The organism is Patulibacter sp., from assembly GCF_030655195.1.
GTDB lineage: Bacteria > Actinomycetota > Thermoleophilia > Solirubrobacterales > Solirubrobacteraceae > Patulibacter.
In genome coordinates, this window is the sequence record NZ_JAURWA010000131.1 from 1 (window position 1) to 24,696 (window position 24,696).

The window sequence follows — 24,696 nt, forward strand, 5'->3', positions numbered from 1 at the left end:
GCACCGGCGGGGTTCAGGTGGCGATCGCGGCGCCGAGGGCGACGGCACCGTAGCCGGCGGCCGCTCCGCCGCCGATGCCGGCGACCCAGGAGCCCCAGCCGGGGGCGACGAGGTCGTCGAGCTCCTGCACGCCGAGGTCCAGGCCGGGGTCGGCGCTGTCGAACTCGGGGAGGGCGTCGAGGTCGACCAGGTCGGTGGTGGTGGTGTGGTTGCTCTGCATGGTGTTCAGCTCCTCGTTCCGTGGTGCGCTGTACGAGAACCAATCTAGGGCCGGTGCCCGGGCCCCTCCAGGGGTCCTCACCCCTGGTGGGTGTCGGTGCCACCCGCGCGGGGGAGACCCACCCGACAGGCCACCCGTGGCGGGGGACCCCGGCCCCCCACCCGAGGGAGACCCCGGGCCGACACGGCCCCCCTCGTCGGCCACTAGGGTCATCCGGTGAGCCCGTCGCGCCGCCCCGCCCGCCCCGGCCGTTCAGGGCCGTCCGTCGCCCGCCGCGCCGGGATCGCCGGTGCGTGCGCCGTCGTGACCATGGTCGCGGCCCCGGCCTCCGCGTCGGCGGCGCCGCGCGGCGTCTTCCCCCGGGCGACGACGACCCCGCGTGCCGTGATGCTCGCGTGGTTCCGCCCCTCGGGAGCCGGGGTCACCGCCACCCGCGTCGAGCGGCGGGACCTCTCCTCGTCGCGACCGCGCTGGCGGACCGCCGTCACCGTGCGCACGACCACGGTCCGCATCCGCGGTCTGCGGGCCGGCAGCCGGTACCGGTTCCGCCTGCGGTTCCGCTCCGACGGCCGGGCGTTCGGCAAGGCCGGGCCGTCCGTGCTGGTCCGCGCCCGCGGTCGCACGCCCGAGGTCGTCACCGGGCTGCGCGCCGCGGCGGACGGCACCGCCGTCGCCCTCGACTGGGGGGCGGCGAAGGACGCCACGGGCTACCGCGTGGAGCGGGTCGACGTGCTGACGGGCGCCGTCGAGCGGCTCGGCGGTTCCGCGAAGGCCCGGAGCCTGCGGGACGTCCCCCCGGTGCGCCTGGCCGGCCGCTGGCTGCGCTACCGCGTGGTCGCCACCGACGGCGGCGCGGAGGCCCGGCCGTCGGCCCCGGTCGAGGCCCGGGCCGCCGGGTCGCCGGGCTATGCGACCTACTGGGCGCTCGGGGACTCGTACGCCGCCGGCACCGGTCTCGGACAGCCCTACGACGACCAGGCGTGCTCCCGCAGCGGACGCATGTGGGCCGCGCTCATCCCGCGGGACCTCGTGCCGCTGCCGCAGTTCATCGCCTGCAGCGGCGCGAAGACGGAGAACGTCCGCCTGTCGCGCTCGGGTGGCGTCGCGCAGATCGCCGGCATCGGCGGGACGCAGCTGGACCGCGTCGAGCAGGGCCTGCGTGCGCGGCCCGGGCCCACGCTCATCACCCTGAGCATCGGCGGCAACGACGCGCGGTTCGTCCCGCAGTTCACGCGCTGCGTCACCGGCGACTGCACCACCGACCGCGACGTCGAGACCGCCCTGATCCGCGGCGCGGTCCGCCGCGACCTCGACGCGACGTTCGCCCAGATCCGCGCCGTCGCCCCCGGGGCCGACGTGCTCGTCGCCGGGTACCCCCGGCTGTTCGACGAGGGTCCGGTGCCGCTGGATCCGGTGTTCGCCGCGACGCTGACCCAGGCCGAGCGCCGGCTGGCCAACGTCTGGGCGACCCAGGTCGACGAGGAGGTCGCGGCCGCCGCCCGCGCCCAGGGCCTGCACCCCGTCACCGACCAGGTCCTCGCCGCCTTCGTCGGCCACGGGGCCGGCGGGCCGGCACCGTGGATCAACCCCGTCGAGGTGCTGGACCCCGGGACGCCGATCGGCCTCGTCCCGCAGCTCCCGGCCACGGCGTCGATCCACCCGACCGTCGAGGGCAACCAGGCGTACGCGGACGTGGTCACCGCGGCCCTTCGCGCGTTCGGCTCGCGCGTGCAGGTGCGCTGACATGTGACCCGTTCGTGAGACTCGCGGGCCGGGCGCCCCGGCCGGTGGCACCATGCGGGTCATGCACACCCCCGCAGCGAGGCGGACGTCCCTCCGCCTCCCCGTCTCCCTCGTCCTCCTGGGGGCCCTGCTCCTCGGCGCGCTCCTCGCGGGCCCGACGTCCGCCCGCGCGGCCACGTCCATCCCCCTGATCCACATCAACGCCTGCGACCGCGCGAAGAAGTGCGCGGGCGGCAACGCGACCGGCCACCTGACGGCGATCCTGCGCAGCGGCAAGCCGGAGCTGCTCACGCTCAACGAGGTCTGCTCCGCCACCGTGAACCGGGTCGCGCGGAACACCGGGTACAAGAAGGTCTTCGCGCAGGCCGGCCGCGCCATGTGCCCGGGCGGTCGGGGGAAGTACGGCAACGCGATCCTCGCGGCGCCGCACCGCGACCTGGTCAAGACGGTCGAGACGAAGTACTCGATGCAGCAGGGCGGGACGGAGAAGCGGGTGCTGCTGTGCGCCGACTCCTCGGGTGCTGCGGTCTGCACGACCCACCTGGACCACCTGGGCAAGGCGGTGGCGCAGGCCGGCGAGCTCAAGACGCTGCTGGCGGCGCAGCTCGCCCGCAACCCGAGCCTGTTCTTCGGAGCGGACCTGAACATCGGGCCCCCGGCTGCGCAGCGGTACGCGCTGCCCGCCGGGATGCGACGCATGGGCGACGGCCGCGTCATGCACATCTTCTACTCGGCGGCGTTCGGGCAGCTCGGCGGCGTGCTGCTGCGGAGCACGCTGACCTGGACGGACCACGCGGGTCTCGCGCTCCGCGCACCCGCCGCCTGAGCGCGCGGGGCCCGCGTGCGCCGGGCGGCAGCACCCCGGAAAACGTAAACCTCCAATACCGGAACGGCTTTCCCACGTATTGCGCCGTTCGGCGCTAGGCTGGCCGAGCGGTGCGCTCCTGCGGGCGCGCGCCCCCACCCGACGAGCGACACCGGAGCCCCCATGACCGACGAGCAGCCCCAGTACCGCCCCGAGACGATCGCGCTGCACGGCGGCCAGAGCGCGGACACCGCCACGAACGCGCGCGCGGTGCCGATCTACCAGACGACGTCGTACGTCTTCGACGACGTCCAGCACGGCGCCGACCTGTTCGCGCTGAAGACGCCGGGGAACATCTACAGCCGGATCATGAACCCGACGTGGGACGTGCTCGAGCAGCGCCTGGCCCAGCTCGAGGGCGGCGCGGCGGCCCTCGTCACCGCCTCCGGTCAGGCCGCCGTCACCTACGCGGTCCTCAACATCGCGACGGCGGGGGACAACATCATCTCCGTCTCCCAGCTCTACGGCGGCACGTACAACCTGTTCGCGCACACGCTGCCCCAGTACGGCATCGAGGTCCGGTTCGCCGACGCGGACGACCCCGACGCGGTCGCCCGCCTGACCGACGACCGCACCAAGCTCGTCTTCGGCGAGACGATCGGCAACCCCAAGCTCAACGTTCTCGACGTCCCCCGCTGGGCCGACGCCGCCCACGCCGCCGGCCTGCCGCTGATCATCGACAACACGGTCGCCACGCCCGTCGGCGCGCGTCTCATCGAGGACGGCGCGGACATCGTCGTCCACTCGCTCACGAAGTTCCTCGGCGGTCACGGCACCTCGATCGGCGGTGCCATCGTCGACTCCGGGACCTTCGACTGGTCCGCCCAGCCCGAGCGCTTCCCGGGCCTGACGAAGCCGGACCCCAGCTACCACGGCGTCGTCTGGACGGAGGCCGCCGGGCCGGTCGCCTACGTCCTGCGCGCCCGGACCGTGCTCCTGCGCAACACGGGGGCGGCGCTCTCGCCGTTCAACGCGTTCCTGATCCTGCAGGGCGTCGAGACGCTCGGGATCCGCATGGAGCGACACAACCAGAACGCGCTGGCCGTGGCCAAGCACCTCGAGGCGCACGACGCCGTCGCGTGGGTGAACCACCCGGGCCTCGAGGGCAACGCCTACCACGAGGTGGCCCAGCGGGTCCTGCGCGGCGGGGGCGGCGCGCTCGTGTCCTTCGGCGTGAAGGGCGGCTTCGAGGCCGGTCGGACGTTCATCGAGGCGCTCGACCTGTTCTCGCACCTCGCCAACATCGGCGACGCCAAGTCGCTGGCGATCCACAACGCCTCGACGACGCACTCGCAGCTGAACGAGGACGAGCTCGCCTCCGCGGGCGTCGGACCCGACGCGGTGCGCCTGTCGGTCGGCATCGAGCACATCGACGACCTCCTCGCGGACCTCGACCAGGCGCTCGCCAAGGCGTCCGCCGCCGCGGGCGCGTGAGCGACCGGCGGGGCCGGGGGGCCCGGCCCCGCCGCGCGCGCGGGCGATGACGCACGGGACGATCACCGACGAGAGCGGACGCGACCTGGGTCCGGGGCTGGGCGAGGTCGCGACGCACACGACGGTGCTGTTCAGCGCGCAGGACCCGCTCGTGCTCGACAACGGCGCGCGGCTCGGGCCGGTGCAGGTCGCCTACGAGACGTATGGGACGCTGAACGCGGCGGGCGACAACGCCGTCGTCCTCTGCCACGCGCTGACCGGCGACGCGCACGCGGCGGGGCACCACGGCGACCCGGAGCGCCGCGGCTGGTGGGACGTGCTGGTCGGCCCCGGGCGTGCCGTCGACACCGATCGCTCCTTCGTCGTCTGCGCGAACCTCCTCGGCGGCTGTCGGGGCACCACCGGCCCGAGCGACGTCGATCCGGCGACCGGCGAGGCGTACGGGCTGGACTTCCCGGCGTTCACGGTCGCCGACCTCGTCCGGGTGCAGCGGGCGCTGGTGCGACGGCTCGGCGTGCGCCGCGTGGCCGCCGCGATCGGCGGGTCGCTCGGCGGCATGCAGGTCCTCGAGTGGACGCTGCAGGCGCCCGGGGAGGTCGACCGCGCCGTCGTGCTCTGCGCCTCCGCCCGCCTCAGCGCCCAGAACATCGCGCTCTCGACCGCCGCCCGCGAGGGCATCCTGCGCGACCCGGACTTCCAGGGCGGCCGGTACCCGGGGACCGGGCGGATCCCCCGCGCCGGCCTCTCGGCCGCCCGGATGCTCGGCCACGTCACCTACGTGTCGGAGGAGGCGCTCGAGCGCAAGTTCGACCGGCGTCGCCGGCCGGTCGCGGGGACCACGTCGGACCCGTCGGCCGGGGGACCGCCGGCGCCCCGTGACGGACACGACTGGTTCGCGCCGGTCTTCGAGGTCGAGCACTACCTGCACCACCAGGCGGTGTCGTTCCTCGAGCGGTTCGACGCGCTGAGCTACCTCTACCTGACCCGGGTCATGGACGCCTTCGCGCCGTTCGAGGCCCCGGACGCCGACGAGCGGCTCGCCGGGGTGCGCGACGCGGGCACCCGGTTCCTCGTCGAGAGCTTCACGAGCGACTGGCGCTTCGGGCCGGCCCACAGCGACCACATCGCGGCGGGGCTGTCCGCCGCGGGGATCCCGGTGGAGCGCCGCGACACGGTCTCGCCGTGGGGTCACGACTCGTTCCTGCTGCCGCTCGGCGAGCACCTGGACCTCGTGGCCGGGTTCCTGGCCCGGTAGGGCGACGTCGGTCGGTCGGCGGGGTCCACCCGGCGGCCCGAACGGCCGGCGGCTCCCACCGACGGCCGGCCCGCCCGCGGCCCGTCGACCCCGCCGACCGGCCCGTGCCCGCGTCGCGGACCGGTCGGCCCTGCCGCCGCGGCGGTACCCTTCGCCGCATGTCCGCCGACGGAGCACCGCGCATCGACGTCCCGTCCTCCGCCACGCCGGAGGAGGCCGCCGCGCTCGTGGCCGCCGTCGAGCAGTTCCTCAGCGACACCGCGGTGGCCGTCGAGGAGGCCCCGAAGGTCGACGCCTGGGCCCGCACCGCCCGTCTCGAGGGCGTCAGCCGTGCCGCCTCGTGGGACACGGGCGGGCACGACCTCACCGCCTGGGGCTAGCCCGCGGGTGGCGCCGGGCGTCCGTGGACGCTTCGGATCTGGGAGGCGGGCGGGTCCGCATCGGGAACGACGCTCGGCAGTGCGGGTGCACCGCTCTCCCGTCGCCCGCACCGACCTCCTCGGTCCACGAACACCCGGCATCCACCCGCAGCGGTGACCCGGGGCGGGTCAGTCCATCCAGTCGGCCAGCGGGCCCCACACGGGCTCGAGGCCGTGGGTGGAGAAGTCGCGGAAGCGCGAGAAGTTCGGGTGGTGCGGGCCGTGGAAGTCCGCCGAGCCCGTGGTGATCAGGCCCAGGCGCAGCGCCTCGGCGTGGAGGAAGCGCGTCTGCTCCTCCGTGAAGCTCGCGTAGAACGTCTCGACGCCGTCGAGCCCCAGCGCGACGAAGCGCTCGAGCGCCGCGGTGATCGCGGCCTCGTCGCCGACGTCCCAGAACGGATGGGCCCACACGGCCACGCCGCCGGCGTCGTGGATCGTGTCGATCGCCTCGGCCACCGTCGGCGTCGTCCGCGTCCGGAACGCCGGCGCGCCGTCGACGAGGTAGGCGACGAGCAGGTCGGTGGCGGTGTCGAGCTCCTCGGCCTCGATCCGCTCGGCGTTCGCCGGGTGGTCGAACGCCGCGGCGGCCACGTGCGGCCGACCGATCGAGCGCCCGGCGTCGCGCCGGGCGCGCAGGCCGGCGACGTCGACCGCCCAGCCGAGCTCGAAGAGCGCGTCGATCATCCGGTCCGCACGACCGGCGCGGTCCGCGCGCCAGGCCTCGAGCGCCGCGGCGAGGTCGGCGGAGGTGTGGTCGACGAGGTAGCCGCAGACGTGCAGGTCGGCGTGGGCGTCGTCGATCGCCGACACCTCGATGCCGGGGACGACGGTGATCCCGCCCAGCCGCTCGGCCGTCTCGATCGCCTCCTGGACCCCCGCCACGGAGTCGTGGTCGGTCAGCGACATCGTCCGCACGCCGGCGCGGTGGGCCGAGCGCACCACCCGCGCGGGCACCAGGGCGCCGTCGCTCGCGGTCGAGTGCGACTGGAGGTCGAAGGTCGGTGCGGGGTCGCCGGACATGATCGCGCGCGTGCCGAGGGGCACCGAGCGAGACTAGGGGACGAGGGGCCCTCGCAGGCGGGCCGCCCCCACGACCTGCCGGCGCCGCGACGCGCAGGGCGCCGGATCCCCCGTCCCGGCGGGCCCGCGGGTGCCGTGCGATTTCATTCTCCGAAGGCATACCTGGTATTCCAGATGGAATCCATGAATCCGGATGACCGTTCGCTACTTTGGATGGTCCCCTCCGTCTGACCTCACCACCCTCGAGGGACCCTCATGACCGACGCACCCGCCTCCACGACGCCCACCGAGCTCGGCGAGGGGCACCTCCTCGTCGTCGCCGCGGCCGGCGTCCCCTCGACCACGTCGGCGGGCTGACCGATGGCCGTCGCCGTCCCCACGCTCCCCGATCTCGAGGAGTCTCCCGCGCAGGACGTCGTCGCCTGGGCGCTCGAGACGTACCACCCGCAGATCGCGCTGGCCTGTTCCTTCCAGAAGGAGGAGTCCGTCCTGCTCGACCTGATCTTCAAGGCCAACCCCGACGCCCGCGTGTTCGCGCTGGACACGGACGTGCTGTTCGAGGAGACCTACGAGCTCTGGCGCCAGACCGAGGCCCGGTACGACACGACGATCGAGCGCTGGAGCGGCCCGAGCCTCGAGCAGCAGGCCGCCGAGCACGGCGACCGCCTGTGGGACCGCGACCCGTCGAAGTGCTGCGGCATCCGCAAGATCGGGCCGCTGCGGGAGGGCCTGTCGCAGCTGCAGGCCTGGACGACCGGCATCCGCCGCGACCAGTCGCCGGCGCGCGCGGGGGCGAAGAAGGTCGAGTGGGACGGTGCCTTCGGCCTGGTCAAGGTCAATCCGCTGGCCGACTGGACGGACAAGGACGTGTGGAAGCACGTGCTCGCCGAGGGCCTGCCCTACAACCCGCTGCACGACCGCGACTACGCGTCGATCGGGTGCACCCACTGCACGAAGCAGGGCGCGGGTCGCGAGGGTCGCTGGGCCAGTTCCGACAAGATCGAGTGCGGACTGCACCAGGAAGACGCCTGAGATGTCCACCTCCCCGCCGACCACCCGTCCCTCGGACTCCATGACGATCGACCCCGCCGACGCCCGCAGCGCCGGACTCTCGAAGCTCCGCGCCCTGGAGTCCGAGGCCATCCACGTGATGCGCGAGGTCGCCTCGGAGCTCGAGCGCCCCGCGCTCCTGTTCTCCGGCGGCAAGGACTCCATCGTCCTGCTGCGCCTGGCGGAGAAGGCCTTCCGCCCCGGGCGCTTCCCGTTCCCGCTGGTGCACGTCGACACGGGCCACAACTTCGACGAGGTCGTCGAGTACCGCGACCGCCGGGCCGCGGAGCTCGGCGAGCGGCTGATCGTCGCGAAGGTCCAGGACACGATCGATCAGGGCCGCGTGCAGGACGGGTACGACCCGTCCAAGCAGGGCAGCTCGCGCAACCAGCAGCAGACGCAGACGCTGCTGGACGCGATCGAGGAGCACGAGTTCGACGCCTGCTTCGGCGGCGCCCGTCGCGACGAGGAGCGCGCCCGGGCCAAGGAGCGGATCTTCTCCTTCCGCGACGACTTCGGCGGCTGGGACCCCAAGAACCAGCGCCCCGAGCTCTGGAACCTCTACAACGGCCGGTTGCGCAAGGGCGAGAACGTCCGCGTGTTCCCGATCTCCAACTGGACCGAGCTCGACGTCTGGCAGTACATCGAGGAGGAGCGCCTCGAGCTCCCGTCGATCTACTTCGCCCACGAGCGCGAGGTCGTCCGCCGGAACGGGATGCTCTACGCCGTGTCGCCGTTCCTGCAGCCCCAGGACGGCGAGACCGTCGAGACGCTGTCGGTGCGCTACCGCACCGTCGGCGACCTGACGATCACCGGCGCGGTGGAGTCGACCGCGTCGACGCTGCAGGACGTCGTCACCGAGATCGCCGCGACCCGCATCACCGAGCGCGGCGAGACCCGCGCGGACGACCGCGTGTCCGAGGCGGCCATGGAAGACCGCAAGGCCCAGGGGTACTTCTGATGTCCGCCGCACCCGATCACGCCCCGTCCGCCTCGCTGCTCGCGGAGGCCGGCGACCCCGCCGGCATGCCGGCGCTGCGCGCCGACCTCCTGCGCGTCGCCACCGCCGGCTCGGTCGACGACGGCAAGTCGACCCTCATCGGCCGGCTGCTCTACGACTCCAAGCAGGTCCTCGCCGATCAGCTCGAGCAGGTGGAGCAGGCGTCCGTCCGTCGCCACGGCGCGGGCGCCGTCGACCTGTCGCTGCTGACCGACGGGCTGCGCGCCGAGCGCGAGCAGGGCATCACGATCGACGTCGCCTACCGGTACTTCACGACCGGCGACCGCTCCTTCATCCTGGCCGACACCCCCGGCCACGTGCAGTACACGCGCAACATGGTCACGGGCGCCTCGACCGCGGACCTCGTGATCGTCCTCGTCGACGCGCGCCAGGGCGTCATCGAGCAGACCCGCCGGCACACGTTCATCGCGTCCCTGCTCGGCGTCCGCCACGTGACCTTCGCGGTCAACAAGATGGACCTCGTCGACTGGGACGAGGACGTCTTCCGCGCGATCGAGACCGAGACCACGCGGATCTCGACGCAGCTGGGCATCCCCGACATCCACGTCATCCCGATCTCGGCGCTGCAGGGCCAGAACGTCGTCGACCGCGGCGAGCTGCCCGCGTGGTACCCGGAGGACGACGACCACCCGACGCTCCTGCGCCACCTGCAGACCGTCGAGGTCTCGACGGACCGCAACCTGACCGACCTGCGCTTCCCGGTGCAGTGGGTGATCCGCCCGGGGGCGGCGGGCGACACGTCCGGCGGCCGTTGGGACGCCGACGACCTGCACGACTACCGCGGCTACGCGGGACAGGTCGCCGGCGGCGTCCTGCGGCCCGGCGACGAGGTGCAGGTCCTGCCCTCGGGCGTCCGCTCGCGCGTCCGCCGGATCGAGACGCTCGACGGCGACCTCGACGTCGCGACCGCCCCGCAGTCGGTGACGGTCCACCTGGAGGACGACGTCGACGTCTCGCGCGGTGACGTGATCGTCGGGGCGGACGAGGACGCCGAGGCGATCACCTTCCGTGAGCTCGAGGCCGACGTCTGCTGGATGAGCGACCGCGCCCTGCGGCCCGGCGCCCGCTACCTGCTGAAGCACACGACGACCACGACGGTCGCCAAGGTCGACGCGGTCCTGGACCGCCTGGACCTCCACACCCTGGAGCGCGAGGACGCCGACGGCCTTGAGCTCAACGACATCGGCCGCGTGCGCATCCGCCTGAAGCGGCCGCTCGTCGCCGACCCGTACCTGCGCGACCGCGCCACCGGGGCGTTCATCCTCATCGACGAGGGCACGAACGACACCGTCGCCGGAGGCATGATCAGGTAGCGGTCGGCGGCGTCCGGGTCAGCGTTCCAGGCGGACCTTCACGCGGTCCGGCGAGGTCTCCTCCGCCGTGACGAGGTAGCCACGGATGCGGACCGGGTCGGCACCGCGGCGCAGGATCTGCTGCTCCGAGTTCACCCGGACCCGGACGGCGTCGTCGGTCAGGTCGGAGACCTCGACCTCGGTGCTCTGCTGGTCCAGCGTGTAGGTCCCCGGCCCGTCCGACTGCACGGTGCAGACGACGTCGTCGCACGACACGCCGTCCCCGGAACCCCCGCAGCCCGCCAGGCCGAGGGCCAGCGCGGCGACCGCGACGGGGAGGATCCGGAGCGGGCGGGGCACGCACCGCAGGGTACCGCCGCCGGCCCGTCGCCCCGGGCAGGGGTCCCCCGGGTGGACGCCGTCCCCGCGGCGGCATCGGCTCTTACGGGGGTCTTACTTCGGGAGTCCTACCTTCCCGGCCATGTCCTCCCCCCTCGTGCACCTCGCCTTCCCCCGCAGCCGGACCGACCGGCCGACCGACGTGGGCCTCCTGGTCGCCCGCCTCGTCGTCGGCGCGGTCTTCATCGCCCACGGCGGCCAGAAGCTGTTCGGCCTCTGGGGCGGCGGGGGCATCGACGGGACCGGTGCGATGTTCGCCCAGAGCGGCCTGACGCCCGGCGAGCCGCTCGCCGTCCTCGCCGGCGCGGGCGAGTTCTTCGGCGGCATCCTCATCGTCCTCGGGCTGATGACCCGCCTGGGCGCCTTCTCCGTCGGCACGTCGATGGTCGTCGCGATCATCGCCCTGTACCTGCCCGGGCCGCTCCTCGACGGCTACGAGTTCCCCCTGACGCTCCTGGTCGCCGCGGTCGTGCTGCTCCTGGCCGGCCCCGGGCGCCTGAGCCTCGACGCCCTGGTCCACGACCGGATCGCCGGGCGGACGTCGGACACCGCGCCGTCGTCGGCGGCCGCCTCGCCGCTGTCGGCCGCCCGCACGTCGACGGCCGACGGCGACTGAGCTCCTCCGCGGCGGTCGGTCGCCGCGGAGCAGCCGCCCGTCCGGGCGGTGGTGGATCCCGTCGGCGCCGGTGCACCCGCGCCCCGGATCCGCCGTCCCCCCGTCCGGCGCCCCGCCCACCCGGTGGGTACGGCCCACGCGGACGGCGGATGGCGCACGCGATCGAATAGATTCGGCGCCTATGTTCGGCAAGATCCTCATCGCCAACCGCGGGGAGATCGCTATCCGCGTGATCCGCGCCTGCGAAGAGCTCGGGATCAAGACGGTCGCCGTCTACTCCGAGCTCGATCGCGACGCCCTGCACGTCAAGCGGGCCGATGAGGCGTACCTGATCGGCCCGGCCGAGGCCGCCAAGAGCTACCTCAACGTCGACAAGATCGTCGAGGTCGTGAAGGAGTCCGGCGCCGAGGCCGTCCACCCCGGCTACGGCTTCCTCTCCGAGAACGCCGCCTTCGTGCAGCGCCTCGAGGAGGAGGGCATCACCTTCATCGGGCCGCCCGCCTCCGCCATCGACTCGATGGGCAGCAAGACCAAGGCCCGCGACCTCATGCAGAAGGCCGGCGTGCCGATCGTGCCGGGCACGACCGAGGCCGTCGACACCTACGAGGACGCGCTGCGGATCGCCAACGACGAGATCGGCTTCCCCGTCGCCGTCAAGGCCGCCTCCGGCGGCGGCGGCAAGGGCTTCCGCGTCGCGCTGACGGAGGACAAGCTCAAGGACGCCTTCGAGGGCGCCTCCCGCGAGGGCGAGAAGTTCTTCTCCGACGGCACGGTGTACCTCGAGCGGTACCTGCCCAACCCGCGCCACGTCGAGGTGCAGGTCATCGCCGACAAGCACGGCAACGTCATCCACTTGGGCGAGCGCGACTGCTCGATCCAGCGTCGTCACCAGAAGCTGATCGAGGAGGCCCCGGCCCCCGACTTCTTCATGGACGAGGAGCTCCGCGAGCGGATCGGCAAGATCGGCGTCGACGCCGCGAAGGCCGTGAACTACGTCGGTGCGGGCACCATCGAGGGCATGCTCCAGGACGGGGAGTACTTCTTCCTCGAGATGAACACCCGCGTGCAGGTCGAGCACTGCGTGACCGAGGCCGTCACCGGCATCGACATCGTCAAGCAGGGCATCAAGGCCGCGTTCGGCGACGAGCTGGACTACAAGCAGGAGGACGTCCAGCTCCGCGGGCACGCCATCGAGTGCCGCATCAACGCCGAGTCCGCGCCGATGAACTTCGCGCCGACCCCAGGCGCGATCGGCGAGTACCTCGAGCCCTCCGGCCCGGGCGTCCGCGTCGACTCCGGCGTCGGTGCCGGCGGCATCGTCTCCCCGCAGTACGACCCGATGGTCGCCAAGCTCATCGTCTGGGACGTCGACCGCGAGCAGGCCACCAAGCGCATGCTCCGCGCCCTGGGCGAGTACAAGATCGAGGGCCTCACGACCCTGATCCCGTTCCACCAGGCCATCCTCGCGACGGACAACTGGGCGAAGGGCTCGACCTGCTCCGAGCTCGTCGAGGACAAGGAGTGGCTGAAGTCCACCGCCCCCGAGATCCCGGTCGTCCCGATCGACCAGGACGACGACGAGACGGTGACCCGCGACTACCAGGTCGAGGTCTCCGGCAAGCGCTTCGAGGTCAAGGTCCACGGCGCCGCGTCCGGTCCGGTCGGGACGGTCGCGGCGGGTTCCGGCGGCTCCGGCGGCGGCAAGAAGAAGCGCTCCGAGCGCAAGAAGTCCGCCGGTGGCGGCGCGGACGACCTGCCGTCCCCGATCCAGGGGAACATGTGGAAGGTCGTCGCCAAGGAGGGGCAGGAGGTCGCCGAGGGCGATCTGATCTGCATCATCGAGGCGATGAAGATGGAGAACGAGATCACCGCCCACAAGGCCGGCACGATCACGACGCTCGCCGCCAAGGAGGGCCAGCCGATCAACACCGGCGACCTGATCGCGACGATCGAGGCCGCCGCGGCCCCCGCCGCCGAGTAGTCGCCCGCGGCGCGCCCGGCGCGCCGCGATCCGCGCTCCCCCTCCGGTCACCGCGCCGGAGGACGGGAGCACCGTCCGACGGGCCGCGAGGGCGGCCCGTCGTCGTTCCCGCGTCGGCCGCGGCTACTCGTAGAGGACGACGTCCGGCCGCGGACGCAGGTTCATCACCTGGGCCGGGGTCATGAGGCCGCCGGCCTCGGCGTCCTCCTTGTAGAAGACCTTGAAGCCCGGGCGCCAGGCGCTCGGGAGGTCGCGGGTCAGCTGGCGGTACTTGGCCAGCTTGTTCGCGCGGTCGCCGACGCCGTCGATCGACATCACGGTCTGCAGCTCGGACGGCACCCGGATCGTCTCGAGTCCCTGGACCATGTTCTCCGTGAAGCGGTGCACGAGCACGAGCTTCTTCGGCAGGCGGTACTGCCGGACGATCTTCGCGACCTCGTCGAGCGAGCGCTGGAGCTCGGAGGCGCGGACGGAGCCGATGACCTGGCCGGGGACGTCGCCGTCCTTCTCGACCCGCCACTCGGGGTCGTACGCGATCGCGACGTCGGGCTCGCGCAGCCAGCGGCGCAGCCGGCGGGTCTCGGTGACGAAGCTCGACTTGCCCGGCTGGATGTCCAGGATGAGCAGCGCCTTGGCCCGCCGGGCCTCGCGCAGGTGGCGGGCGATGACCGACGAGGACTGCCGTTCGCTGTAGCGCCCGCTGCGGCCGGCGTCGGCGTGGGCGATCGTCGAGATCAGCTGCAGCGCGGGCTGGGTCGGCCGGGTCTTGCGGCTGTAGGGGACCGCCTGCTTCTTCAGACGCCGCACCGCGCTGCGCAGCGACCCGACGCCCAGGGCGCCGAGCTCGGGGTCCTGCGGCACCCCGGCGAACGAGACGACGCGGCGACCGGGGAGGAGCGTGCGTCCGCCGCGAGGCAGCTCGGGCAGGGGGGCGGCGGCCTCCGTCGCGGTCGTGGCCGCGGCCTGGGCCGGGTCGTCGTCGCGGCCGACGATGAAGCCGAAGACGATCACGAGGAGGAGGACGGAGAGCCCGGCGATCAGCGACGGCATCACCCAGGGGGCGAGGGGCGCGAGGGGCGGGGCGGCGGTGCGTGGGCGGCGGCGCGGCGAGCCCTCCGGCGCGGCGGCGCCGGAGGTCGCGGGGTCCTGCTCGCCGCCCGGGACGGGCTCGCCGTGAGGTGCGGCCATGGGAAGACCGTACCCGTCCTGCAACGGATCTTGCAGCGGCGTCCGAAGGTCGTGTGACGTTCGTCGAGCCCGCCCGCGAGGGTGCCGCGGTCCAAGAACCGGCGATGTGCAGGCGTTCTCTCGCGACGACGGCCCGCGTCCGCAGGGCTCTTGCGCGGCCCGACGATCGGCGTATAGTTGTCAATGCAACTACACGGATCGCCCGGGCGTCGCGCCCGGGACGCGAGGCGCACCATGCAGATCGACGGCATCCACCACATCTCGACGATGACCTCCGACGGCCGGACGGCGACGGACTTCGTCACCGGTGTCCTCGGTCTGCGTCTCGCCGCGAAGACGGTGAACCAGGACTCGCCGGACATGTACCACCTGTTCTTCACGGACGAGGACGCCAGCGCCGGGTCGGACCTGACGATGTTCGAGACCCGCGGCATGCCCGTCGGGCGCGACGGGGCGGGCATGGTCCATCGGATCTCCTTCCGGGTCGCGTCCGACGAGGCGATCGGGTTCTGGGAGGGACGACTGACCCGGTACGGCCTGCCGAACCGCCGCGCCGCCGGGACGTTCCTGTTCGAGGACGCCGAGGGCCTGGGCTTCGAGCTCGTCGTCGACGACAGCGGCGACCCGCCGCTGCGCGCACGTCACCCCCAGATCCCGGAGGAGGTCGCGCTGCGCGGCTTCGACGGCGTGCGGATGTTCAGCCGCGCACCGGAGCGGTCCGCGACCGTGTTGACGGACGTCCTCGGCGCTCGCCTGATCGATCCGCGGACGCCCCTGGACGCGGCCCTCGAGGGGGGAGCGGGGACCGACGCCGCCCTCGGCCGTCACGAGCTGCGCTCGGACCGTCGCGGCGGGGTCGTCACCGTGGACCGCGCTCCGGCCGAGCGGCCCGTGCACGGCGCCGGCACGGTCCACCACGTCGCCTTCGGCGTCCGCGACGCCGACTACGAGGCGTGGTTGCCCCACGTCGAGCGGCACGGCCTGCAGACCTCCGGGCTCGTCGACCGCTTCTACTTCCGGTCGATCTACTTCCGCGAGCCGGGCGGGGTCCTGTACGAGCTCGCCACCGACCTGCCGGGCTTCGAGGCGAAGAACCCGCGCGAGGACTGGGGCGTCAAGACGATCCTGCCCCCCTGGCTGGAGGAGCACCGCACCGCGATCGAGGCCAACCTGCAGCCGATCCCGGACCCCCGCGAAGACTGGTGAGACGGACCGGGCCCCGCCCCCTCCTCAGACGGTCTGGACCTGCAGCAGGCTCGTGGTGCCCGGGGTGCCCGAGGGCAGGCCGGCGGTGATGACGACGCGGTCGCCGGACTTGAGCCAGTTGAGCTCGCGCACCTTCGTGGCGGCGTCCTTGATCAGCTCCTCGGTGACCGCGTGGTGCTGCATCATCGCGCCGTCGACGCCCCACATGAGGTTGCAGCGCGCGATCGTCTCGCGCGACGGCGACAGTGCGATGACGGGGCGGTCGGGCCGGTGGGCGGAGACGAGGCGCGCGGAGCGGCCCGACAGGGTCGGCACGACGATCGCCGCGGCGTCGAGCTCCTGCGCGGTGTGCACGGCCGAGCGCGCGACCGCCCAGCCCGGGTCCTTGGAGTCGCGGCGCACGCGCCGCTCGTTCCAGTCGTAGAACGGGGCGATGGTCTCGGTCTCGCGGGCGACCTCCGCCAGGGTCCTGATCGCCTCGACCGGGTACTGCCCGATCGCGGACTCCTGCGAGAGCATCACCGCGTCGGTGCCGTCGAGGATGGCGTTGGCGACGTCGGTGACCTCCGCGCGGGTCGGGCGCGCCGAGTTGACCATCGACTCGAGCATCTGCGTCGCGGTGATCGACGGCCGGGCGTAGGCGCCGGCCAGGGCGATCAGCTGCTTCTGGACCCGCGGGACCTGGGCGATCGGCAGCTCGATGCCGAGGTCGCCGCGGGCGACCATGATGCAGTCCGAGGCGGCGACGATCGACTCGGCGGCCTCGATCGCCTGGGGCTTCTCGAACTTCGCGATCAGCGGGCAGCGCGTGCGGGTGCGCAGCGCCTCGAGGTCCTCGGCGCGCCGCACGAACGACACGGCGACGAGGTCGACGCCCATCGCCTTGCCGGCGGCCAGGTGCAGCAGGTCCTCCTCGGGGACCGTCGGCAGCAGGTCGGCGGGACCGGAGAGGTTGACGCCCTTGCGCGACGACACCGGGCCGCCGATCTCGACGACGCAGTCGGCCTCGCCGTCGCCCTGGCGGACGGCCTCGATGCGCAGGCGGATCATGCCGTCGGCGACGTGGACCTCCTCGCCGACCTCGACCGCGTCGGCGAAGCGGTCCCACGCGACGACGAGGCGCTCCGCGGTGCCGACGTCGTGCACGGACCCGGCGGCGAGCGTCAGGCGCTGGCCGTCGTGCAGCTGGACGGGCTCGTCGGCCACCTGGGCCAGGCGGATCTTCGGGCCCGGCAGGTCCTGGAGCACCGCGATCGGGCGCCCGGCGCGGTCCGCGGCGGAGCGGACCATCTGCACGGTCTCGGCGTGGTCCTCGTGCGACCCGTGGCTGAAGTTCAGCCGGACGACGTCCATGCCCGCGTCGATCATCCGGACGAGGATCTCCGGATCCCGGCTGGCCGGGCCGACGGTTGCGACGATCTTCGTACGACGGGGGAGCTCCGACACGCCCCCCACTCTAGGCCGCCCGGACCGCGACGACGTGGCCGTCGGGTGTCCGGACCCCTCCGACGGCGGGCGACGGGGCCGGCTACCGCCCGCACCCTGGCGCACCGCCGCTCGTGCCGGGCTGTCGGCGCCACGCGACCGGTGGCGCGGCGGGCTCGTCCGTCGCCTCGGCACCCGTCGGGTCGGGCCGTCGCTCCCGAGGCCGTTCCTCCCGAGCCGTCGCCGCGGTCGTGCCCGGGCGGTGGCGGTCCCCGGGGCCCGGGCCGGGGCGGCTCAGTCGGCGGGTCCGGGCGGCAGGGGCCTGGGGCCCGAGCGCCCGAGGCTCAGTCCGCGGGGCCGGGCAGCTCGCGCCGCTCGCGGCGCTCCGGCTGGAACGCCAGGCGCTCGAGCAGGCGGTCCCACCAGCGGCGGAAGCGCCCGGGGCCCGGGCCGTCGCGCCAGTCCGCCGGCGGCGGGACGGTGGTGCGCACGAGCGCGACCCACTCGTCGAGGGGGATCGTGCCGCGGATCAGGCCGACGAGGCCCGAGGTGACCGGTGACGCGACGCCGGCGCGGTGCAGCGCGGCCTCGAGCAGCGGCACGGACTCGAAGGCCTCGACGGCCTGCCCGATGCGTCGCGGGATCTCGTCGCGCGCGACGCCGGCGGCGAGGAGCTCGCCCGCCCGGCGGTTGCGGCTCTGCGGGGCCAGCGCGGTGGCGACGAGGTCGCCCGTGCCCGCGAGGCCGATGAAGGTGGCCGGCTGAGCGCCCATGCCCTCGGCCAGTCGCCAGACCTCGGCGAAGATGTGGCCCGCGGCCGCGCCCGCCGCGTTCAGGCCCTGACCCTCGGTGGCCCCCGCCGCGAGGGCGGCCGCGTTCTTGGCCGCGCCGGCGAGCTCCACGCCGACCGGGTCGTCCGTGTGCTCGCAGACGACGCCGGCGCGCAGGAAGACGGCGGCGATCGTGGAGGCGAGCTCCTCGTCCGCGGAGGAGGCGACGAGGCCGGCGCCGTGCGTGACCATCTCGCGGGCGTGGGCGGGTCCGCCGATGCAGGCGACGCGGTGCGGGCCGAAGCGCTCCGTCAGCAGGACCGTCGGCGGGACGCCGAGCGGCGGGACGAGGCCCTTGGCGAGCGAGATGACCTTCGAGCGGCGGTCGAGGCCCTGCGCCTCGAGGCGGTCGACGGCCTCGCCGAGGGTCGCGGAGGGGACACCGAGGAAGATGAACTCCGCGCGGCCGGGACCCGACTCGATCGAGTCGATCTTCAGGTTCTGCGGCAGCTCGACGCCCGCGAGGTAGCGCGCGTTCTCCCGCGCCTCGCGCAGCTCGTCGGCCTGCTCGACCGTCCGGGTCTGCAGCGTCGTGCGGAAGCCGCCGCGGGCCAGCAGGACGGCGACGGCGGTGCCGAAGGACCCCGCACCCACGACGACCGCGCGGCGGCCGAGGGGGTTGGGGAGGGTCACGCCCCGGGTGGGCGCGACGTGTGGACGGGGGCGCTCGGTCATCAAGTCACCCGTACATACCCGCGGACCGCCCGAGCGGTACGCGCCGGACGTGGCCGGGGCGTCGGCCCCGGTCGGGACCGCGAGTCCCGCCGTGCGGTGATCAGGCCTTCCGGCCGCCCCGGACGAGGCTCCAGAGCACCCAGGCGGCGGCGACCACGGCGACGCCGACCAGCAGGGCGAAGATGAGGCTCATGATCGCGCTGACGACCTTGCCGACCACGGCGATCACGACCACGATCGCGACGATGATGCCGATGATCTTGGCGGCGTCCAGTGCCGTCAGGCCGCCGGTCTCTTCGGGACGCCGAGTGCTCACGTGCTGATCGTACCGCCGTGGGGGCCCTCCTACGACGGATGCTCCGCGCGAGGCGGGGTACGATGCGTCCATGGGCCATCCGACCGCCGGTGAAGAGGAATACCTCGAGACGCTCTACTGGCTGCACGAGGTCCAGCTGCCGCTGACGGCGGCCAACGTCTCGCGGGCGATGCTGCTGTCCGCCCCGACCGTCCACGAGATGGTCAAGCGGCTGGAGGCCGACGGCCTGATCATCCGCGACGAGCGCAAGCGGATCTCGTTCACCGAGCGCGGTCTGGACGTCGCGGAGAACGTGGTCAGCCGCCACCGCCTGGTCGAGCGCTTCCTCACCGACGTCCTCGGCATCCCGTGGCACGAGGTGCACGAGGAGGCCGAGCGCATGGAGCACGCGATGAGCCCCATGATCGAGGCCGGGATGCGGACCGCCATCGGCTCCGCCAAGACGTGCCCCCACGGCCACCCGATCGAGGTCGGCAAGCGGATCCCCGGGGCGCCCCTCGCCGACGTGGAGCTGGGCGCGAAGATCCAGGTGCTGCGCTTCGAGAACGAGGCCGAGCCCGTCCTGCACTACCTCTACGGCGCGGGCATCCAGCCGGGCCTCGAGGGCACCGTCGTCTCGCGCGACGACGAGCACGTCGCGTTCGAGACGGCCGAGGGCACGACGCACACCCTGACGATCAGCGCCGCGGAGACCGTCTCGGTGAAGGCCGACCCGTCGCCGCCGGAGCGCGTGGGCCTGCCGCCGGCGGTCGTGCTCGAGCAGGCGGCCTTCGGGCGCTGAGCGGGGTGCCGGGCGCCCCGCGGGGCGCTCACCAGGCGATCGAGGACGCCCCGGTGTCCGGGGCGGTCCGGAGGACCAGGCTCGGGGTCGCGCCGCTGCGCGGGACCCGGGCCACGACCCGGACCGTCGTGTCGGGATCGTCGTACGTGACGACGTCGCTGTCGGTGGCCGCCTCGTAGGCGACCGGTCGGAGGCCGAAGGCGCGCTCGCCGTGGGGCACCGCAGGCCGCTTGTGCCTCCCGGGAGGCACGGCGAGGACGATGGCCGGGGTGACCGGGGGCGGCGGACCCGCCGCCCCCGGTGCTCAGCCCTTGGCGGCCTCGACGGCCTCGGCCAGGCGCCGGACGCCCTCGTCGACCTTGTCGGTCTGCACGGCCGAGTACGCGAGGCGGAACGCGTTCTCCCCGCCCTCGAGCAGGAAGTCGGTGCCCTTGACGATCTGGACGCCGCGGTCCGCGGCCTCCTTGGCGATCGTCGCGCAGTCGTGGCCCTCGCCCTCCGGGAGCTGCACCCAGAGGAAGTAGCCGCCCTCGGGCTGCACGAACGTCGCCTGGGGCAGGTGCTCCTTCAGCGCCGTGCCGAGGGCGCCGGAGCGCTCCGCGAGCGCCTCCTTCACCGTCTGCAGCGCCGCGGGGTAGCGGTCGCCGGACACGAACTGGTGGACGATCGCCTGCGCGACCATGTTCGGCGAGATGTACGCGCCGACGCCACGGGCGACGAGGGCCTTGATGAGCTCGGGCTCGCCGACGGCGTAGCCCACGCGGATGCCCGGGCAGACCGTCTTCGAGAACGAGCAGGCGTAGACGACGAGCTCGGGGTTGGGCCCCTCGCGGCCCGGCCCGGCCTCCTTGGCCAGGTCGAACATGCGCGGCAGCGCCTCACCGGTGAAGCGGACGTCGTAGTAGGGGTCGTCCTCGAAGATCACGAAGCCGTACTCGGCCGCCAGGGCCAGCAGCGCGTGCCGCTTCTCCAGGGACAGCGTCGAGCCGCCCGGGTTCTGGAAGTTCGGGATGACGTGCGCGAACGTCGGGCGCAGGCCGCCCTCGAGCTCCGTGCGCAGCTCGTCGACGTCGATGCCGTCGTCCTGCAGGCCGATGAGGCGGACGTCGGCGCCGCGCTCCTTGAGGCCCTTCAGCGTGCGGTCGTACGTGGGGCGCTCGACGACGACGGCGTCGCCGGGCGTGACGAGCTCGTCGAAGAGGAACGCGTCGGCCTGCATGGAGCCGTTGGTGACCACGACGTGATCGGCGGAGACGCCGTGCTTCTGGGCGATGGCCTCGCGCAGCGGCAGGTAGCCGACCGCGGTGCCGTAGCCCGAGACGCCGGCCGGGTCGGCGTCGAACGCGCGGACCGCGGCCTCCTTCAGCCCCTCGATGTCGACGATGTCGGCGGACGGTGCCCCACGGGCGAACGAGATCGAATCGGCCATGGGAACAGCCTATTCCCCGGGATCGGGGGACGGCGGGCAGGCCGTGTGGCGTGCGCATCTGCCGAAGCCGACCCGGCTCCCGCGAATTCGTCGCTCGGTACGTGCTGGGCATGCGCGGACGTCCGGAACGGAACGCCCTTGACCGACAGTGGCGGATGTCGCACCACGACGGACCCGGCTCGTGGGCGTCGGCCGGGGATGTCGGTCGGGGTCAGCGGCCCGGGGCGCCGGGCGGGGGATGTCGGTGGGGTCAGCGGCCCGGGGCGCCGGGCCGGGGATGTCGGTCGGGTCAGCGGCCCGGGTCAGCGGCTGCGCGGATGTCGGTCGCGTCAGCGGCCGGGGCGCCGGCCGCGCGGGGCGACGGGCTGCGGCGGGGGGTCCGCGGTGCAGGAGGGGTCGAAGATCCGCATGCGGTCGCGGGTGATCTCGGCCACGGCGGCCAGCTCCTCGAGCGGGTCGAGCGGTGCCGGGACCCCTCGGCACTCGAGGGCCGCGAACATGCCGTGGAGGTCCAGCGAGCCGGGCACGGTGTCCAGACTAGGGGCCGGACCGGCGGAAACACCGATGGAACGGGGCGACGGGCCTCCTTCGCCGCCGACCGACGGACTCCTTCCCGGGACCACGCATCTGGTCGGCCGGGTCCCGTGGGCCCGGGACCGGGCCGGCGGCGGCGCGCGGAACCGGTCGGTCGGCCGGGGCTCAGCCGATCGTGGCGAGCGAGGAGAGCGTCGTCGCGACGGCGCGCGCGGCCTCCTTGCCCTTCTTCACGAAGTGCTCCGTGTAGTAGTCGATGTGCTCGGCGTGCTCGTGGAAGTGGTGCGGGGTGAGCGAGACGGAGAAGACCGGGACCCCCTCGTCGAGCTGGACGCGCATGAGGCCGTCGACCACGGCGGCGGCGACGAAGTCGTGGCGGTAGATGCCGCCGTCGACGACGAGGGCGGCGCCGACGATGGCCGCGTAGCGCCCGGTGCGGGCGAGCCTCTGGGCGTGCAGCGGCAGCTCGTAGGCGCCCGGCACGGTGTAGCCGTCGACGTTGTCGGCGGAGTAGCCGAGCTCGGCGATCTCCTCGAGGAATCCGACCCGGGCCTGATCGACGATCTCGTGGTGCCACGACGCCTGGACGAAGGCGATGCGCAGGTCGGCGGCGTTGAAGGACGGGTCGGGCGTGCTCACGCCCGGGACGCTACCGCCCGCGTGGCGGGATCGGGGTGGAACGGTCCGGCGCGGCCCGGAAGTCGGTCCGGCCCGGCCCCGGCCGCCGGAGGACGGCCGGGGAGGAGCGCGGGGCCGGCGCAGACGGGCGGGCGGCAGCAGGGGCTCGGCGCGGTCGGGCAGTCCGGAGCGCGAGAGCACGCCGCTCTGCGCGAAGAGCACGTCGGGGGTCGCCCGCCAGTGCCGACGCGGCCCGACGAGGCCGAAGTCGGTCACCCGCAGCGTGACCAGCCGCGGATTGATCCGCGCCAGCCGGGCGGACTCGCCCTCGTCGTGGGAGCCGGCCGGCCGGTCGTCGAGGTACAGGTCGGCGGCGGCGAGCAGGCCGTTGAAGCGGGCCTGTCCGTCGGGCGTGGTGCGATCGATCAGCACGCCGCGCTTGCCGGCATTCCGCACGTCGAAGGCGGTGCCCGCGCGGGCCGAGGCGGCGCGGCTCGCGGCGTCGTCGGGCGACTCGACGCGCACGACGTCGGCGCCGAGCTCGGCGAGGAACCGCCCGATCGTCTGGGTCGGGCCGGAGATCGCGTCGAGAACGCGGATCCCGTCGAGAACGGGTGTCGAGAGGTCGTCGTCGACCATGCCACACACTCCTTCGTGGCGACCCCGGGGCCGCTCTGTGGTTCGGTGCCCCCAGGTTGCCAGCGCAGCCGGGGCGCGTACATCGCCGATCCGGCACGCTCCTCCGGCCTCGGCGCGACGACTGCACGTGCCAATCCGTGCACGGTGCTCGCCTTCACGGCGTGCAGCAGCCGCGCTAGGGTGCCGTATGGACATCGCACAGCTGCGCTGTTTCGTCGCCGTCTCCCGCGAGCGGAACATCGGCAAGGCCGCCGAGTCGCTGCACCTGACCCCGTCGCCGGTGAGCCGCACGATCCGCCAGCTGGAGCGTCAGCTGGAGGTCGAGCTCTTCGACCGGCGCTACCACGAGCTGTTCCCCACCGAGGCGGCCGCGGCGCTGCTCCCACGGGTGGTGGCGATCCTCGCCCAGTTCGACGACCTGCTCGTGCCGGCCGCGGATCCCCGCCCCATCCGGGTCGGGGTCACCCCCTGGGCACCGACGCGCTTCGCGGCACGCCTCGGCGACGGGCTCCGCGATCTCGGCGAGCCGGTGACGCGGGTCGAGGCCGAGATGTCCTCGATCCTGCTGCGCCAGCTCAGCCACGGCGACCTCGACCTCGCCGTCGTGCACCTGCCCGTCGACCTGCCGGGGATCGACGTGCGCGCGCTCGCCCGCTACCGCTTCTATGTGTTCGGCCCGGCCGACAGCGACCTGCCCGACACGAGCGTCGCGCTCTCCGCCCTCCGCGGGCGCAAGGCGGTGGTGCTGCCGATGATCCTCCAGCCGAAGCCGATGAAGGCCCTGGTCGACAAGCTGATGGCGGCGGGCGTGGCCGAGATCGAGGAGATCGGGTTCGCCGAGGTGCTCACCCTGGAGTCCCGGCTGCGCAGCACGGGCGCCATCATGCTCGGCAACCGGGCGACCGACACCCCGATCAGCCAGATGATCGAGCGCACCGCCCTGCGGGCGACCCCGCTCGACCTCGACGACATCGACTTCGAGGTCGGGCTCGCGTGGCGCAGCTCCGACCCGGTGCGGGGAGCGCGCATCCAGCGACTCGTCGACTGGCTCCACCCGGTCGGCCGGCCGCGCGAGATCGTCTGAGCGATCCTCCGCCGCAGGGCGGCGCGCGGCCCGGACGCGCACCGCGGCCGGGCCCAACGGCCCCCGAACCGCGGACAAAAGCGAAGGAACCGCTGACCGGAGCGCTCTGGCCGTCGCTCGGCGATATGTTCGTCGTTCTCCACGCCCCGCGCGGGCGGGACGGGCGGGACGGTCAGCCGGCGTACTCGTGCACGGGCGCGCCGGTGGTGCCGGTGGCGGGGATGCGGAACAGGGCCCCCGCGGCGGGCTCGGCCGCGTCGCCGAGGCCGTGCCGCGAGGTGGTGACGAGCAGGTCGGGCCCGTCGAAGGCCACGGCGGTGGGCTGGCGCACGGGCAGCTCGACCACCACGTCGAGCCGGCCGCGCTCGTCGTAGCGGTGCACCGCTCCGCCGCCGTAGAGCGCCACCCAGACCCCGCCGTCGGCATCGACCGCGAGCCCGTCGTAGGCACCGGATGACGCGCCGGCATCCGCGAGCCGCACCCACGGCCGGCGGGTGTGCAGCCCGGTGCCGGCGCTCCAGAGCAGGCGGTCGATGCGTCCGGTCGGCGAGTCGACGTAGTACGCCGAGCGTCCGTCGGGGGCGAAGCCCAGCCCGTTCGAGATGGTGACCGGGGCGAGCTCGGTGCGCACGCCGCCCTCGGGGTCGATCTCGAGC

Annotated in this window: 25 protein-coding genes and 1 pseudogene; 13 read left to right on the plus strand and 13 right to left on the minus strand. The window is 73.7% G+C overall.

Going from position 1 to position 24,696, the window contains the following annotated elements:
- Positions 1 to 13 precede the first annotated feature (13 nt).
- Entirely contained in the window at positions 14 to 301 is a 288-nt protein-coding gene (locus Q7T67_RS14490; RefSeq protein ID WP_304790948.1) for a hypothetical protein, read from the minus strand.
- 135 nt (positions 302 to 436) lie between these two features.
- On the opposite strand from Q7T67_RS14490, the gene Q7T67_RS14495 reads away from it, so the two are divergent.
- From Q7T67_RS14495 to Q7T67_RS14515, 5 genes are all read left to right on the plus strand, one after another.
- Positions 437 to 1,963 carry a GDSL-type esterase/lipase family protein gene (locus tag Q7T67_RS14495; protein ID WP_304790950.1) on the plus strand — a complete coding sequence of 509 codons (1,527 nt, stop codon included), beginning with the start codon at positions 437 to 439 and terminating at the stop codon, positions 1,961 to 1,963.
- 61 nt (positions 1,964 to 2,024) lie between these two features.
- Positions 2,025 to 2,789, plus strand: a complete 765-nt coding sequence (locus Q7T67_RS14500) for an endonuclease/exonuclease/phosphatase family protein (RefSeq protein WP_304790952.1) — start codon at positions 2,025 to 2,027, stop codon at positions 2,787 to 2,789.
- Between the two features lie 162 nt (positions 2,790 to 2,951).
- Positions 2,952 to 4,262, plus strand: coding sequence for an O-acetylhomoserine aminocarboxypropyltransferase/cysteine synthase family protein (locus Q7T67_RS14505; protein ID WP_304790954.1), 1,311 nt, complete (start codon positions 2,952 to 2,954; stop codon positions 4,260 to 4,262).
- Positions 4,263 to 4,308: 46 nt separating this feature from the next.
- Complete coding sequence (locus Q7T67_RS14510) at positions 4,309 to 5,517, plus strand: homoserine O-acetyltransferase (RefSeq protein WP_304790957.1); 1,209 nt, start codon at positions 4,309 to 4,311, stop codon at positions 5,515 to 5,517.
- Between the two features lie 158 nt (positions 5,518 to 5,675).
- Positions 5,676 to 5,897: a hypothetical protein gene (locus Q7T67_RS14515; protein ID WP_304790960.1), complete on the plus strand. Its 222-nt coding sequence runs from the start codon at positions 5,676 to 5,678 to the stop codon at positions 5,895 to 5,897.
- Between the two features lie 168 nt (positions 5,898 to 6,065).
- On the opposite strand, the gene Q7T67_RS14520 is transcribed toward Q7T67_RS14515, so the two are convergent.
- A complete protein-coding gene (locus Q7T67_RS14520) occupies positions 6,066 to 6,980 on the minus strand; it encodes a PHP domain-containing protein (protein WP_304790963.1) in 915 nt (304 codons plus the stop codon).
- 336 nt (positions 6,981 to 7,316) lie between these two features.
- Between Q7T67_RS14520 and Q7T67_RS14525 the strand changes: the two genes are divergently transcribed.
- From Q7T67_RS14525 to Q7T67_RS14535, 3 genes are all read left to right on the plus strand, one after another.
- Positions 7,317 to 7,988, plus strand: a complete 672-nt coding sequence (locus tag Q7T67_RS14525) for a phosphoadenylyl-sulfate reductase (RefSeq protein ID WP_304790966.1) — start codon at positions 7,317 to 7,319, stop codon at positions 7,986 to 7,988.
- 40 nt (positions 7,989 to 8,028) lie between these two features.
- On the plus strand, positions 8,029 to 8,967 hold the full coding sequence (gene cysD, locus Q7T67_RS14530) for a sulfate adenylyltransferase subunit CysD (protein ID WP_304791017.1): 939 nt from the start codon (positions 8,029 to 8,031) through the stop codon (positions 8,965 to 8,967).
- Between the two features lie 65 nt (positions 8,968 to 9,032).
- Positions 9,033 to 10,340, plus strand: a complete 1,308-nt coding sequence (locus Q7T67_RS14535) for a sulfate adenylyltransferase subunit 1 (protein ID WP_370695404.1) — start codon at positions 9,033 to 9,035, stop codon at positions 10,338 to 10,340.
- A gap of 18 nt (positions 10,341 to 10,358) precedes the next feature.
- Here the strand turns inward: Q7T67_RS14535 and Q7T67_RS14540 are convergent, their stop codons facing one another.
- Positions 10,359 to 10,679 carry a hypothetical protein gene (locus Q7T67_RS14540; protein ID WP_304790972.1) on the minus strand — a complete coding sequence of 107 codons (321 nt, stop codon included), beginning with the start codon at positions 10,677 to 10,679 and terminating at the stop codon, positions 10,359 to 10,361.
- Between the two features lie 121 nt (positions 10,680 to 10,800).
- Between Q7T67_RS14540 and Q7T67_RS14545 the strand changes: the two genes are divergently transcribed.
- Positions 10,801 to 11,334 carry a DoxX family protein gene (locus Q7T67_RS14545; protein ID WP_304790975.1) on the plus strand — a complete coding sequence of 178 codons (534 nt, stop codon included), beginning with the start codon at positions 10,801 to 10,803 and terminating at the stop codon, positions 11,332 to 11,334.
- Positions 11,335 to 11,515: 181 nt separating this feature from the next.
- Complete coding sequence (locus Q7T67_RS14550) at positions 11,516 to 13,315, plus strand: acetyl-CoA carboxylase biotin carboxylase subunit (RefSeq protein ID WP_304790977.1); 1,800 nt, start codon at positions 11,516 to 11,518, stop codon at positions 13,313 to 13,315.
- A 123-nt stretch (positions 13,316 to 13,438) separates the two neighbouring features.
- Here the strand turns inward: Q7T67_RS14550 and Q7T67_RS14555 are convergent, their stop codons facing one another.
- Positions 13,439 to 14,503, minus strand: coding sequence for a hypothetical protein (locus Q7T67_RS14555; protein WP_304790980.1), 1,065 nt, complete (start codon positions 14,501 to 14,503; stop codon positions 13,439 to 13,441).
- A 234-nt stretch (positions 14,504 to 14,737) separates the two neighbouring features.
- Here Q7T67_RS14555 and Q7T67_RS14560 point away from each other — a divergent pair, with 234 nt between their 5' ends.
- The gene (locus tag Q7T67_RS14560) at positions 14,738 to 15,709 is read left to right on the plus strand and encodes a VOC family protein (protein WP_304790983.1); all 972 of its coding nucleotides are present in this window, start codon (positions 14,738 to 14,740) and stop codon (positions 15,707 to 15,709) included.
- Between the two features lie 24 nt (positions 15,710 to 15,733).
- On the opposite strand, the gene pyk is transcribed toward Q7T67_RS14560, so the two are convergent.
- The 3 genes from pyk to Q7T67_RS14575 all read right to left on the minus strand — a co-directional run bounded on the left by pyk (position 15,734) and on the right by Q7T67_RS14575 (position 18,955).
- Positions 15,734 to 17,155 carry a pyruvate kinase gene (pyk, locus tag Q7T67_RS14565; RefSeq protein ID WP_304790986.1) on the minus strand — a complete coding sequence of 474 codons (1,422 nt, stop codon included), beginning with the start codon at positions 17,153 to 17,155 and terminating at the stop codon, positions 15,734 to 15,736.
- A 323-nt stretch (positions 17,156 to 17,478) separates the two neighbouring features.
- Positions 17,479 to 18,639: an NAD(P)H-dependent glycerol-3-phosphate dehydrogenase gene (locus tag Q7T67_RS14570; RefSeq protein WP_304790989.1), complete on the minus strand. Its 1,161-nt coding sequence runs from the start codon at positions 18,637 to 18,639 to the stop codon at positions 17,479 to 17,481.
- 100 nt (positions 18,640 to 18,739) lie between these two features.
- Complete coding sequence (locus Q7T67_RS14575; RefSeq protein ID WP_304790992.1) at positions 18,740 to 18,955, minus strand: hypothetical protein; 216 nt, start codon at positions 18,953 to 18,955, stop codon at positions 18,740 to 18,742.
- Between the two features lie 70 nt (positions 18,956 to 19,025).
- On the opposite strand from Q7T67_RS14575, the gene Q7T67_RS14580 reads away from it, so the two are divergent.
- A complete protein-coding gene (locus tag Q7T67_RS14580) occupies positions 19,026 to 19,736 on the plus strand; it encodes a metal-dependent transcriptional regulator (RefSeq protein WP_304790995.1) in 711 nt (236 codons plus the stop codon).
- Between the two features lie 28 nt (positions 19,737 to 19,764).
- On the opposite strand, the gene Q7T67_RS14585 is transcribed toward Q7T67_RS14580, so the two are convergent.
- The 5 genes and pseudogenes from Q7T67_RS14585 to Q7T67_RS21245 form a co-directional block, all read right to left on the minus strand.
- The gene (locus Q7T67_RS14585; protein ID WP_304790999.1) at positions 19,765 to 19,986 is read right to left on the minus strand and encodes a hypothetical protein; all 222 of its coding nucleotides are present in this window, start codon (positions 19,984 to 19,986) and stop codon (positions 19,765 to 19,767) included.
- Between the two features lie 54 nt (positions 19,987 to 20,040).
- Positions 20,041 to 21,165, minus strand: coding sequence for a PLP-dependent aminotransferase family protein (locus tag Q7T67_RS14590; RefSeq protein WP_304791002.1), 1,125 nt, complete (start codon positions 21,163 to 21,165; stop codon positions 20,041 to 20,043).
- Between the two features lie 329 nt (positions 21,166 to 21,494).
- Positions 21,495 to 21,692, minus strand: coding sequence for a hypothetical protein (locus Q7T67_RS14595; RefSeq protein ID WP_304791006.1), 198 nt, complete (start codon positions 21,690 to 21,692; stop codon positions 21,495 to 21,497).
- A gap of 172 nt (positions 21,693 to 21,864) precedes the next feature.
- Positions 21,865 to 22,518 (minus strand): 6,7-dimethyl-8-ribityllumazine synthase, encoded by a 654-nt coding sequence (locus Q7T67_RS21240; protein WP_370695405.1) that lies wholly within the window; start codon positions 22,516 to 22,518, stop codon positions 21,865 to 21,867.
- Positions 22,498 to 23,196: pseudogene (locus Q7T67_RS21245) on the minus strand (CoA transferase); the annotation flags it as partial. The gene Q7T67_RS21240 and the pseudogene Q7T67_RS21245, both read right to left, overlap by 21 nt.
- On the opposite strand from Q7T67_RS21245, the gene Q7T67_RS14605 reads away from it, so the two are divergent.
- On the plus strand, positions 23,144 to 24,040 hold the full coding sequence (locus Q7T67_RS14605) for a LysR family transcriptional regulator (RefSeq protein WP_304791012.1): 897 nt from the start codon (positions 23,144 to 23,146) through the stop codon (positions 24,038 to 24,040). The pseudogene Q7T67_RS21245 and the gene Q7T67_RS14605 overlap by 53 nt on opposite strands.
- Positions 24,041 to 24,212: 172 nt before the next feature.
- Here the strand turns inward: Q7T67_RS14605 and Q7T67_RS14610 are convergent.
- Positions 24,213 to 24,696, minus strand: a 484-nt coding sequence (locus Q7T67_RS14610) for an SMP-30/gluconolactonase/LRE family protein (RefSeq protein ID WP_304791015.1), incomplete at its 5' end; no start/stop codon positions are given.